This is a genomic window from Frondihabitans sp. GW821-FHT04F02 (assembly GCF_059420045.1).
Map to the genome: position 1 here is coordinate 167,001 of NZ_JBWKSZ010000003.1, position 12,005 is coordinate 179,005.

General features: G+C 69.8%; 10 protein-coding genes. 3 read left to right on the plus strand and 7 right to left on the minus strand.

Annotation, left to right across the window (positions count from 1 at the left end):
• Positions 1 to 13: 13 nt before the first annotated feature.
• From AC07TY_RS09420 to AC07TY_RS09435, 4 genes are read right to left on the minus strand one after another with little or no spacing between them, the layout of a single operon-like run.
• Positions 14 to 1,312, minus strand: a complete 1,299-nt coding sequence (locus tag AC07TY_RS09420) for a citrate synthase (protein WP_123506195.1) — start codon at positions 1,310 to 1,312, stop codon at positions 14 to 16.
• A 40-nt stretch (positions 1,313 to 1,352) separates the two neighbouring features.
• Positions 1,353 to 2,483, minus strand: coding sequence for a succinyldiaminopimelate transaminase (gene dapC / locus AC07TY_RS09425; protein WP_494785147.1), 1,131 nt, complete (start codon positions 2,481 to 2,483; stop codon positions 1,353 to 1,355).
• Between the two features lie 10 nt (positions 2,484 to 2,493).
• The gene (gene fdxA / locus AC07TY_RS09430) at positions 2,494 to 2,820 is read right to left on the minus strand and encodes a ferredoxin (RefSeq protein ID WP_123506196.1); all 327 of its coding nucleotides are present in this window, start codon (positions 2,818 to 2,820) and stop codon (positions 2,494 to 2,496) included.
• Entirely contained in the window at positions 2,817 to 4,118 is a 1,302-nt protein-coding gene (locus AC07TY_RS09435) for a PIG-L family deacetylase (RefSeq protein ID WP_494785148.1), read from the minus strand. The genes fdxA and AC07TY_RS09435 overlap by 4 nt, the downstream gene beginning before the upstream one ends.
• A 138-nt stretch (positions 4,119 to 4,256) precedes the next feature.
• On the opposite strand from AC07TY_RS09435, the gene efeU reads away from it, so the two are divergent.
• Genes efeU through efeB form a run of 3 tightly spaced genes read left to right on the plus strand, consistent with a single transcriptional unit; the run spans position 4,257 to position 7,640 of the window.
• Positions 4,257 to 5,126: an iron uptake transporter permease EfeU gene (gene efeU, locus AC07TY_RS09440; RefSeq protein WP_494785149.1), complete on the plus strand. Its 870-nt coding sequence runs from the start codon at positions 4,257 to 4,259 to the stop codon at positions 5,124 to 5,126.
• Positions 5,123 to 6,319, plus strand: a complete 1,197-nt coding sequence (efeO, locus tag AC07TY_RS09445; RefSeq protein ID WP_494785150.1) for an iron uptake system protein EfeO — start codon at positions 5,123 to 5,125, stop codon at positions 6,317 to 6,319. The genes efeU and efeO overlap by 4 nt, the downstream gene beginning before the upstream one ends.
• Positions 6,320 to 6,326: 7 nt before the next feature.
• On the plus strand, positions 6,327 to 7,640 hold the full coding sequence (gene efeB, locus AC07TY_RS09450) for an iron uptake transporter deferrochelatase/peroxidase subunit (RefSeq protein WP_494785151.1): 1,314 nt from the start codon (positions 6,327 to 6,329) through the stop codon (positions 7,638 to 7,640).
• Between the two features lie 26 nt (positions 7,641 to 7,666).
• Here efeB and AC07TY_RS09455 read toward each other — a convergent pair whose 3' ends face one another.
• From AC07TY_RS09455 to AC07TY_RS09465, 3 genes are read right to left on the minus strand one after another with little or no spacing between them, the layout of a single operon-like run.
• Positions 7,667 to 9,790 (minus strand): dipeptide ABC transporter ATP-binding protein, encoded by a 2,124-nt coding sequence (locus AC07TY_RS09455; protein WP_488625750.1) that lies wholly within the window; start codon positions 9,788 to 9,790, stop codon positions 7,667 to 7,669.
• Positions 9,787 to 10,836, minus strand: a complete 1,050-nt coding sequence (locus AC07TY_RS09460) for an ABC transporter permease (RefSeq protein WP_123506202.1) — start codon at positions 10,834 to 10,836, stop codon at positions 9,787 to 9,789. The genes AC07TY_RS09455 and AC07TY_RS09460 overlap by 4 nt, the downstream gene beginning before the upstream one ends.
• Positions 10,837 to 10,846: 10 nt before the next feature.
• Positions 10,847 to 11,833, minus strand: a complete 987-nt coding sequence (locus tag AC07TY_RS09465; RefSeq protein ID WP_494785152.1) for an ABC transporter permease — start codon at positions 11,831 to 11,833, stop codon at positions 10,847 to 10,849.
• Positions 11,834 to 12,005 lie beyond the last annotated feature (172 nt).

Below are 12,005 nucleotides of genomic sequence, written 5' to 3' on the forward strand. Positions count from 1 at the left end.
GAGCGAGGCCGCGCTAGCGGCCCTCGGGCCAGTCGCGCGCCGGCGAGCCCGTGTACAGCTGCTGCGGGCGGCCGATCTTCGTCGACGCGTCGAGGTTCATCTCACGCCAGTGCGCGATCCACCCGGGCAGACGCCCGATGGCGAAGAGCACGGTGAACATGCGAGGCGGGAATCCCATCGCCTTGTAGATGATGCCGGTGTAGAAGTCGACGTTCGGGTAGAGGCGGCGCGAGATGAAGTACTCGTCCGACAGGGCCACCTGCTCGAGCTCGAGGGCGATGTCGAGCAGCTCGTCTTTCACGCCCAGGGCGGCGAGCACCTCGTCGGCGCTCTCCTTCACGAGCTTCGCGCGCGGGTCGTAGTTCTTGTAGACCCGGTGGCCGAAGCCCATGAGCTTGACGCCCTCCTCCTTGTTCTTCACGCGCTCGACGAACCGGGCGACGCCCTGGCCGGAGTCGCGGATCTCGGCGAGCATCGTGAGCACCGCCTCGTTCGCGCCGCCGTGGAGCGGGCCGTAGAGGGCGGAGATGCCGGCCGAGATCGAGGAGTAGATGTTGGCCTCGGTCGACCCGACCAGCCGGACGGTCGAGGTGGAGGCGTTCTGCTCGTGGTCCTCGTGCAGGATGAGCAGGCGTTCGAGCGCCTTAGACAGCACGGGGTTCACGACGTACGGCTCGGCCATGGTGCCGAAGTTGAGGCGCAGGAAGTTGTCGACGAACGAGAGGCTGTTGTCGGGGTAGAGGAACGCCTGGCCGAGGCTCTTCTTGTGCGCGTAGGCCGCGATCACCGGGAGCTTGGCGAGCAGGCGGATCATCTGCACCTCGACCTGCTCCGGGTCGTGGACGTTGGTGTCGTCCTCGTAGAACGTCGACAGAGCGCCGACGGCCGACGAGAGCACCGACATCGGGTGCGCCGACGCGGGGAGCGCGTCGAAGAAGCGGCGCAGGTCTTCGTGGAGGAGCGTGTGGCGGCGGATCCGGGCGTCGAACCGGGCGAGCTCGTCGGCCGTCGGGAGCTCGCCGTAGATCAGCAGCCAGGCCGTCTCGAGGAAGGTCGAGTTCGCGGCGACCTGCTCGATGGGGTAGCCGCGGTAGCGCAGGATGCCCTTGTCGCCGTCGATGTAGGTGATGGCGCTCTTGGTGGCCGCCGTGTTGACGAAGCCCGAGTCGAGCGTCGAGAAGCCGGTCTGCTTCATGAACGTCGAGATGTCGACGCTCGAAGCCCCGGCGGTCGCGGGGATGATCGGGAACTCGGCTGATCCCCCCGGGAAAGAGAGCGTGGCCTTCTGAGCGTCATTGGCAGTGTCAGTCACCTGTCCAGCCTAATAGGCGCGCAGGCCGGAACGACACGCCTCAGGCGGAGAGGCGCTCGACCGCTGCGTCGATCCGCTCGTCGGTCGTCGTGAGTGCGACCCGCACGTGACGGGCGCCGTCAGTGCCGTAGAAGGTGCCCGGCGCCACGAGGATGCCGCGCTCGGCGAGCCACGCGACGGTCGCCCAGGCGTCTTCGTCGCGCGTGGCCCAGAGGTACAGGCCCGCCTCGCTGTGGTCGATGCGGAAGCCGGCGGCGACGAGCGCGGCCGACAGGCGGTCGCGACGGCCGCGGTAGAGCCGCTTCTGGGCGCGCACGTGCTCCTCGTCGGCGAGAGCGGCGATCATCGCCTGCTGCACCGGTGCCGGCGGCATGAGGCCCGCGTGCTTGCGGACGCCGAGCAGCTGGCCGACGATCTCTCCGCAGCCGGCGATGAAGCCCGCGCGGTAGCCGGCGAGGTTCGACTGCTTCGACAGCGAGTACACCGAGATGACGTTGCGACGGCTGTCGCCGATGACACGGGGGTCCAGGATGCACGGGGTCGCGTCCGTCTCGAACTCCGGCGTCCAGCCCAGCTCGGCGTAGCACTCATCACCCGCGATGACGGCTCCGAGCTCGCGCGCCCGGGTCACAGCGGCGCGCATCCGGTCGATCGAGAGCACGCGGCCGTCGGGGTTGCCCGGGCTGTTCAGCCAGACGAGCCTCGTCGACTCGGGCCATTCGGCCGGGTCGTCGGAGGCGAGCGCGCTCGCGCCGACGAGGGCGGCGCCGAGCTCGTAGGTCGGGTAGGCGTTGCGCGGGTAGACGACCGTGTCGCCCGGGCCGAGGCCGAGCCAGAGCGCCATGCCTGCGATGAGCTCCTTCGAGCCGATCGTCGGCAGCACGTTCGCGTCGCCGAGCCCGCTGACGCCGCGTCGGCGCTCGTACCACTCGATGATTGCGGCCCGGAGAGCCGGCGTGCCCGCGACCTGCGGATACGAGTGGGCGTCGGTCGCCTCGCGGAGGGCGTCGCGCACGGTAGCGGGCGTGGGGTCGACGGGCGAGCCCACGGACAGGTCGACAATGCCGTCGGCGTGCGCCCGGGCTGTCGCCGTGGCGTCGGCCAGGGAGTCCCACGGGAAGTCGGGGAGAGTGAGGGGCACGAGCTTCAGCGGCACGGCGTTCACAGGCACGAGGCGGAGATCAGTGCTCGGCGGACTGCGGGGGCAGCGCGGCGATGACAGGGTGGTCGTGCGCGATCACGCCGACCTTGGCCGCACCGCCGGGCGAGCCCACCTCGTCGAAGAACTCGACGTTGGCCTTGTAGTAGTCGGACCACTTGTCGGGGAGGTCGTCTTCGTAGTAGATCGCCTCGACGGGGCAGACCGGCTCGCACGCACCGCAGTCGACGCACTCGTCAGGGTGGATGTACAGCGAGCGTTCACCCTCGTAGATGCAGTCGACCGGGCATTCGTCGATGCAGGCGCGGTCTTTGACATCGACACAGGGGAGGGCGATCACATACGTCACGGGCTTGTCTGTTCCTTCGCGTCGGGCTGCGCCTGAGGGCGCTGCGGCGATCCGGCAATCCTATCGCCCTGGCGGGCGGGGAACCTGGGCCACGCCAGCACGACGAGGGCGATGAGGGTCGGCCCGAACAGCCAGGTGTAGCCGAGCGCGTTGCCCGGGATCAGCACGGTTCCGCTCGACTGCGGCAGCGACAGCAGCCCGATGATGCCGACGATCCCGACCGCGGCCAGCACGCCGGCGAGACGCGACGAGAACTGCAGGCGGAAGCCGACGAGCAGGGCGGCCACCATGGCGAGCGCGATGATGACGCCGTAGGGGAAGGCTCCCTGCGCCTCCTGGTGGGCCACCGTGCCGATGGCGCCGAACAGCGCGCCGACGACGAGCGAGGCGGCGAGCGTCACTCCCTTGCCGAGCGGTCCGAGCTCGTCCGGGCCGCCGAGGCCGGGGAATGCCGGCGGCTCGTCGGCCTGGTCGGGCACGTGGCGGAAGGTCTCGACCACCGTCACCGGTTCGATCGCCCCGTGCGGGAACTCCAGCGCCGGCCCTCCCGGGGTCGACACGAGGGTCACCTGCGAGCGGTACCTCCCCAGCGCTGCGACCTTGCGCTCGAGGACGGCGGAGCCGTCGACGACCAGGTCGCCGCCCGCCGCGACCAGCTCGGCCCCGGGGTGCGCGGTACCGCCGGTGATCGCGTAGAACGGGACACCGGCGAGCCGGGCGGCCCGCAGGACGGCGCGGTGCGTGCGCACGTGGTCGGGGTGGCCGTAGCCGCCGTCGGCGTCATAGCTCACGATCGCAGTCGGGTGCACGTCGGCGATGACGGCCGCCAGGTCGGAGACGATCTCGCCGAAGGGCGCCGAGCAGAACGCGGCCGGGTGCACGTCGATGACGGGGATCGGCATGCCGTCGGCCCCCCACTCCATGCCCGAGTCGCGGTATGCGCGCACCGGGAGGCCCGGCGTGCGGGCGGCCTCGGCGCCGAGGAAGCGGTGGTCGGAGACGCCGAGCTCCCGCATGGCGGCGGCGAGCTCGCCCTGGCGGTGCACTGCGAGTGCGGCTGGATCGGCACGGAGGGCGGCGAGTTCCTGCGCCGGGATCGGGAGGTCGAGCACCTCGCCCAGCTCGCCCCGCGTGCACGTGACGACGGTCACGCGCGCGCCGTCGTCGACCAGGGTCGCCAGCAGCGCTCCGGTCGCGATCGTCTCGTCGTCGGGGTGGGCGTGCACGACGAGCACGCGCTCGATGTCGTTCGACGTCGAGACAACGGGGTTCTGGGGGGTGGGATCGGTGAGGCTCATCACTGGACAGGATAGGCGAGCGCCCGTTATCGTCATCTCTGGTTAGGCAAGGCTTACCTTGATTAGGCTCCCCTACCCGGCTCGGGCCACTGTCCCCGCCGAACCGGCTCCGGCCGCCGAAATGCCAAAGGCTCACCCGTGCTCGCCAACTACCTCATCGGCCTCCGTGAAGGCCTCGAGGCCTCCATCGTCGTGGGCATCCTCATCGCCTACCTGGTCAAGGTCTCGCGCCGAGACGTCCTGCCCCGCATCTGGGTCGGCGTCGGGCTCGCCACCGTGCTCTCGCTCGGCCTCGGCGCCCTGCTGACCTTCGGCAAGTACGGCCTGTCGTTCCAGGCGCAGGAGATCATCGGCGGCGGGCTCTCGATCGTCGCCGTGGGCTTCGTCACCACGATGACGTTCTGGATGGCCAAGACCGCCAACCACATGAAGCACGACCTCCAGTCGAGCCTCGCCAAGGCCCTGGCCGGCGGCGCGTGGGCGATCGTCGGCCTGGCCTTCCTGTCGGTCGGCCGCGAGGGCATCGAGACCGCGCTGTTCGTCTGGGCCACCGTCTCGACAGCGGGCGGCACCGCCCTCCCCGCGATCGGCGCGCTGCTCGGCATCGTCAGCGCCGTCGTCATCGAGATCGGCATCTACCGCGGCTTCGTGCACCTGAACCTCGCGCGCTTCTTCACCATCACCGGCTTCTTCCTGGTGATCGTCGCCGCCGGCGTCCTGCTCTACGGCATCGGCGACCTCCAGGAGGCCGGCGTGATCCCCGGTGTCGGGCACTACGCCTTCGACATCTCGGCGGCGATCCCCCCGACCAGCTGGTACGGCACCCTCCTGCAGGGCCTCGTCAACTTCACGCCGCGGCCGACCTGGCTGCAGTCCGCCGTCTGGGTCGTGTACCTCGCGGTCGTCCTGCCCCTCTTCTTCCGTGCCACCCGCCGCCGCTCACCGGCGGATCCCATCGCGCAGCGCTCGACCCCCGAGCCCGTCCTCACCACAGGAGCCCCCGAATGATCCTCCGTCCCCTCGGTATCGCCGCCGGAGTCGCCATCGCCGCCCTCGCCCTCACCGGCTGCGTCGAGAACAACCCGGGCGGCGGCTCGTCCTCCGCCGCCGGCACGATCGCCGTCACCGGCAAGGACACCACCTGCGAGCTCTCGTCCACCACGGCCCCCAGCGGCACCGTGACGTTCACGATGGCGAACAAGGGCTCCGACAACACCGAGTTCGAGGTCCTGGCCTCCGACGGCCTCCGCATCGTCTCCGAGAAGGAGAACATCGGCCCCGGAACGTCGGGCACCCTGACCACGCAGCTCGCCGCGGGCGACTACTACACCGCCTGCATCCCCGGCCTGGTCGGCGAGGGCGTCCGCGCGAAGTTCACCGTCACCGACTCCGGCAAGACGGTCAAGGCCACCGGCACCGAGAAGCAGCAGATCGACGCGGCCGACGCGGCGTACGTCGGCTACGTCAAGGACCAGACCGGCCAGCTCGTCACGGGCACGCAGGAGTTCCTCGACGCCTACCTCGCGGGCGACGACACGAAGGCCAAGGAGCTCTACCCGACCGTCCGCGCCCACTACGAGCGCATCGAGCCCGTCGCCGAGTCGTTCGGCGACCTCGACCCCGAGCTCGACAACCGCGCGGCCGACCTGGAGAAGGGCGAGACCTGGACGGGCTGGCACCGCATCGAGAAAGACCTGTGGGCTCCCTCCGCGGCCGTCCCCGGCTCGTCGACGTCCTACCCGGCACTGACCGCCGCCGAGAAGAAGACGATGGGCGCGCAGCTGACGAAGAACACGAAGCAGCTGTACGACGAGGTCAATGCGTCTGACTTCACCGTCGGGCTCGACACCATCGGCAACGGCGCTGTCGGCCTGCTCGACGAGGTCGCGACCTCGAAGATCACCGGCGAGGAGGAGACCTGGTCGCACACCGACCTGTACGACTTCCAGGCCAACCTCGAGGGGGCCCAGGTCGCCTACGAGGGCGTGCGCTCCATCCTCCTCACGAAAGACAAGGCGCTCGCCACCGAGCTCGACGCCGAGTTCACCTCGCTCGACGAGCTTCTCGCGAAGTACGGCTCGCTGGACAAGGGCTACCCGTCGTACACGACGCTCACGACCGCCGACAAGAAGGCTCTCTCTGACGGCGTCAACGCCCTGAGCGAGCCCCTCAGCCAGCTCACGGCAGCGCTCCTGGGATGATCCACCTGTGACGGAAGACCAGCACGCGGCCCCGCCCGAGTCGATCGACGACTCGGGCGTCGCCCGTTCCCGCGGGCTGTCCCGCCGCGGCCTGCTCGGCCTCGCGGGCGTCGGCCTCGGAGCCGGAGTCGTCGGCGCCGGTGCCGCTCTCGGCATCGAGACCGCCGTGACGAGCGGCGCGATCGGCACCTCGGGCGCCGCCGAGACGTACCCGTTCTATGCGACCCACCAGTCGGGGATCATCACGGCAGCGCAGGATCGCCTCCACTTCGCCGCCTTCGACGTCACGTCGGGGATGACGCGCGCCGAGCTCGTCGACCTCCTCAAAGACTGGTCGTACGCCGCCGGTCGGATGACCCAGGGCGAGCAGGTCTCGAAGTCGGGTGCCGTCGGCGGCTCGCTCTACGCTCCCCCGGACGACACCGGCGAGGCGCTCGGCCTTCCCGCCGCCGGCCTCACCATCACCATCGGCTTCGGACCGTCGCTCTTCGACGACCGCTTCGGCCTGGCGTCGAAGAAGCCCGCGCGCCTGATCGACCTGCCGGAGTTCGCGGGCGACAACATCCGGGCGGACGCCTCGAACGGCGACCTCTGCATCCAGGCCTGCAGCGACGACCCGCAGGTGGCCGTGCACGCCATCCGCAACCTGTCGCGCATCGCCTTCGGCCGCGCGTCGCTCCGCTGGTCGCAGCTCGGCTTCGGCCGTACCTCGTCGACCACGCGCGGCCAGACGACGCCGCGCAACCTGTTCGGCTTCAAGGACGGCACCGCCAACCTCAAGGCGGAGGACACCTCGCTCGTGAAGCAGGACGTCTGGGCGTCCGCCGCCGACGGGGCCGACTGGATGGCGAACGGCACCTACCTCGTGTCGCGCAAGATCCGCATGCAGATCGAGACCTGGGATCACCAGTCGCTCAAGGAGCAGCAGACGGTCATCGGCCGCGACAAGGGCGAGGGGGCACCGCTCTCGGGAGGCACCGAGTTCACCGCGTTCGACTTCTCGAAGAAGCAGCACGGCGCCCCGCTGGTGGCCGCCGACGCCCATGCCTCGCTCGCGCACCCGGAGCACAACGGCGGTGCGCAGATCCTGCGCCGGGGCTACAACTTCGTCGATGGCAACGACGATCTCGGGCGCCTGAACGCCGGGCTGTTCTTCATCTGCTTCCAGAGCGACCCCGAGAACCAGTTCGCGCGCATCCAGAGCGCCCTGGCAGCGAACGACGCCATGAACGAGTACGTGCAGCACGTGTCGAGCGGCATCTTCGCCGTGCCGCCCGGCGCTTCGGCCGGAGGCTACGTCGGCGAGACGCTCTTCGCGTAGCGTCCCGCCGACGGCTCGCTCGTCGTCTAGACCAGCTGCTTCTCCTGCGGGAAGTGGCAGGCGGCCGTGTGGTCCTGGCCGTCACGGCCGTGCGGCAGCGCCAGCGGCACCTCGGTCGCGCAGCGCTCCTTCTCGGCGGCGCCCAGCATCGCGAACACCGGGCACCGGCCGCGGAACCGGCAGCCGACCTGCTTCTCGGTGGGGTTCGGCGGGTCGCCCGGCAGCAGGATGTGCTCGCGGGCGCGCTCCCGCGCCGGGTCGGGCACCGGTACCGCCGACAGGAGCGCCTGCGTGTACGGGTGCAGCGGGTGCTCGAAGACCTCGTCGACGGCGCCGGTCTCGACCGTGCGGCCGAGGTACATCACCGACACCCGATCGGCGACGTGCCGGATCACGCTGAGGTCGTGCGAGACGAACAGGTACGAGAGACCGAGCTTCGCCTTGAGCTCGCGGAGGAGGTTCAGCACGCCGGCCTGGATCGACACGTCGAGCGCCGAGACCGGCTCGTCGAGCACGACGAGGCGCGGCGACGCGGCGAGGGCCCGCGCGATCGAGATGCGCTGACGCTGACCGCCCGAGAACTCGTGCGGGAACCGGCTGGCCGCTGACGAGTCGAGGCCCACCATCTTCATGAGCGCAGGAACTCGACGTGCGACATCACCCGCCGGCGTCCCCGCCGCGAGCAGCGGCTCCGCGATGATGTCGCTGACCGGCTGCCGAGGATCGAGGCTGGCCATCGGGTCCTGGAACACCATGCTGACCGTCGACCGCAGCCGGCGGACGGTGGCCCCGTCGAGCTGCCCCGCCCCCAGGTCGGTGCCGAGCACCTGGATGGAGCCCTGCTCGGGGCGGCGGAGGTCCATGATCTCGTGCAGCGTCGTGCTCTTGCCCGAACCCGACTCGCCGACGAGGCCGAGCGTCTCGCCCTCCCTGATGTCGAGGTCGACCCCGTCGACCGCCCAGACCTGGCCGACCGTGCGCTTGAACACGGCGCCGCGGCGGAGCGGGAACGTCTTGACCAGACCGTCGACGTGAAGCACCGTCTCGCGCTCGTCGCGCGGCACGCCGTCGAGCGCACCCGCCTCGAGCTCGGGGAGGTCGAACACCTCGTCGGGGTCGGCGCCGGTGCGCGCGAGCTCGTCGGAGTGGTGGCACGCGGCCAGGTGGCCGCCGAGCACGCCCTCGGCCTGGGCCAACGGCGGCTCGGACGACCGGCACTCGTCGGTGACGAGCGGGCAGCGCGCCGCGAACGGGCAGCCGGTCGGCAGGTTCAGCAGCGACGGCGGTGTTCCGGGGATCGGCACGAGCGGCTGGTCGGAGCGCTGATCCAGACGCGGGAGCGCCCCGATGAGCCCCACGGTGTAAGGCATCCGAGGCTTCGTGAACAGGTCTTCGGCGGTGGCCGTCTCGACGATCCGACCGGCGTACATGACGGCGATGCGGTCGGCGAACCCGGCGATGACGCCGAGGTCGTGGCTCACGAAGACGAGAGCCGCGCCCGCTTCCTGCTGCGCCTTGCGCAGCACCGCGATGACCTGCGCCTGGATGGTCACGTCGAGAGCCGTCGTGGGCTCGTCGGCCAGGATCACGTCGGGGTCGTTGGCGATGGCCATCGCGATCATCGCACGCTGCCGCATGCCGCCCGAGAACTCGTGCGGGAACGAGTCCACGCGTCGGGGCGCATCGGGGATTCCGACGATCTCGAGCAGCTCGATGGCGCGGGCGCGGGCCTCCTCCTTCGAGGAGCCCCGGTGGATCCGCACCGTCTCCGCGATCTGCTGGCCGACCGTGTAGACCGGCGTGAACGCCGACAGCGGGTCCTGGAACACCATCGAGATTCGCTTGCCGCGGATCGCCGACATCGAGCGGTCGTCGGCGCCGACGAGCTCGGTGCCGTCGAGGCGGATCGAGCCGCCGATGCGGGCCGTCGGCGGCAGCAGGCCGAGGATGGCGGTGCTCGTCACCGACTTGCCGGAGCCGGACTCGCCGACGATGCCGAGGACCTCGCCGCGGCGGAGCGTGAAGTCGATGCCGCGCACGGCTTCGACGACGCCGTCGGGCGTCGGGAATCCGACCGTCAGGCCGCTGACCTCGAGGAGGGGGACATCGCCGCCGGCGGCGCGGCTGGTGCTGGAATCGGTGAGGGTCATCGGTCTCGTCCCGCCTTGCGGATCTTCTCGGGGGTGGGAGTGTCGGTCGCGGTCATCGCGGTCACGCGGCCGGCGGGCTTCGAGTCGACGCCGGTGCGACGACGTCGACGGCCCTTGCGGCCCGCGGTGGAGGTCGGGTCGAGGGCGTCCCGGAGGCCGTCGCCGAGCAGGTTGCTGGCGAGGGCGAAGACGACCAGGGCGCCGGCCGAGAAGTAGAACAGCCACGGCTTGGTCAGGGCGGCGTCCTGGTTGTTGGCGATCAGCGTTCCGAGCGACACGTCGGGCGACTGCACGCCGAAGCCGAAGTACGACAGGCCGGCCTCGGTCAGCACCGCCGAGCCGATCGCGATCGACGCGTCGACCACGAGGAACGACGCCACGTTCGGGAGGATGTGTCGCAGGATGATGCGGAAGTGCCCGATGCCCATGTAGCGAGCGGCACGCACGAACTCGCGCTCCTTCACGCTCAGCGTCATCGAGCGCACCACGCGCGCCGTGATCATCCAGCCGAAGACGGCGAGCAGGACGATCAGGGCGACCCAGCCGAACTGCCGGAAGCGGGGCGACAGGATCGCGACGATCAGGAACGACGGCAGCACCAGCATGAGGTCGACGACGAACATGATGATCCGGTCGGTCCAGCCGCCGAAGTAGCCGGCCATCGAGCCGAGCAGGCCGGCGATCACCGTCGAGAACAGGGCCACGAAGAGTCCGATCAGGAGCGACTTCTGCATGCCTCGAGCGGTCTGCGCGAAGACGTCCTGGCCGATCGTGTTGGTGCCGAACCAGTGCGTGCCGCTCGGCGGCTTCGAGAGGTTCAGGTAGTCGATGTGGGAGAAGCTCCACGGCGTCACGAGCGGGCCGATGAACGCGAAGACGAACAGCAGGATGAGCACGACGAGGCCCACGCCTGCCCCGCGGTTCGCGAAGAGGCGGCGGATGGTGAGCACGGCGCGATTGGGCGACGCGGCGACCTCCTCCTCGGGCGTCTCGGGCAGCGTCTCGTCGTTCGACCCCTGCAGGAGGTCGGGACTGAATCGAGTCATGGTGTCTGCCTCAGCTCTGGGTGCGCACGCGCGGGTCGAGGATGGCGTTCAGGACGTCCGACAGGAAGCCGGCGAACAGCACCACGAAGGCGCTGAACAGCGTGTAGGCCACGACCGAGTTGACGTCGTTCGCGTTGACGGAGTCGATGAACCAGGCGCCGAGGCCGTTCCAGCCGAAGATCTTCTCGGTGAACGTCGCGCCGGTGAGGACGCCGAGGAAGCCGTAGGCGAAGAGCGTCGTCATCGGGATCAGAGCGGTCCGGAGGCCGTGCTTGAGGATCGCCGGCCGTTGGCGGAGGCCCTTCGCCCGCGCCGTGCGGATGTAGTCGGCCTGCAGCACGTCGAGCATGGTCGCCCGCTGGTACCGGCTGTAGATCGCGATCGAGCCGAGGGCGATCGAGATGGTCGGCAGCAGCAGGTGCACGAAGCGGTCCCCCGCGATGGCGGCGAGCCCGCCCTGGAGGTTCGGCGTCGCCTCGCCGGTGAAGCTGATGAGCTGGAAGCCGAGGCTCGAGTTGAGCTGGGTCGCTCCGATCTTGAGGAACACCGCCGTCAAGAAGACCGGTGTCGAGATCAGGATGAACGACAGCACCGCCGTCACGCGGTCGGAGAGCTTGTACTGCCGCACCGCGTTCCAGACGCCCACCAGCACACCGAGCAGGATGCCGACGATCGAGCCCGCGAGCAGCAGCCGGAGGCTGACGCCGAGACGCGGCCAGAACTCCTGGTTGACCGAGGTGTCCTGGATGGTCTGGCCGAGGTCGCCGTGCGCGAGGTCGCCGACCCAGTGCCCGTAGCGGACGAGGATCGGCGTCTTGTCGTTCACTCCGATGTGATCGAGCTTGGCGTCGACGACCGACACGGGCGGTGCCGGGTTTCGCTGGGAGTACTGGGCCCGGGGGTCGAACGTGGCCGAAGCCAGGAAGTACGTCAGCGATGTGGCGATGAACGCGAGAATCACGTAATAGACCAGACGCCGCGAGAGGTAGCGGATCATGGTGACTCACACTAGACGCACCCCCGAGCCGATCGGGCACGGCAAGTTTCCGACACGTTAAAAGATCGTGCTGTGAGTGCAGAAATTCTCAGGATCGGTAGGGTCATAGTCATTGCCGATTCACAACGCGGTTTCGCCGCCGGGGGCAGACACTCGGAATGACGGCGAAAAC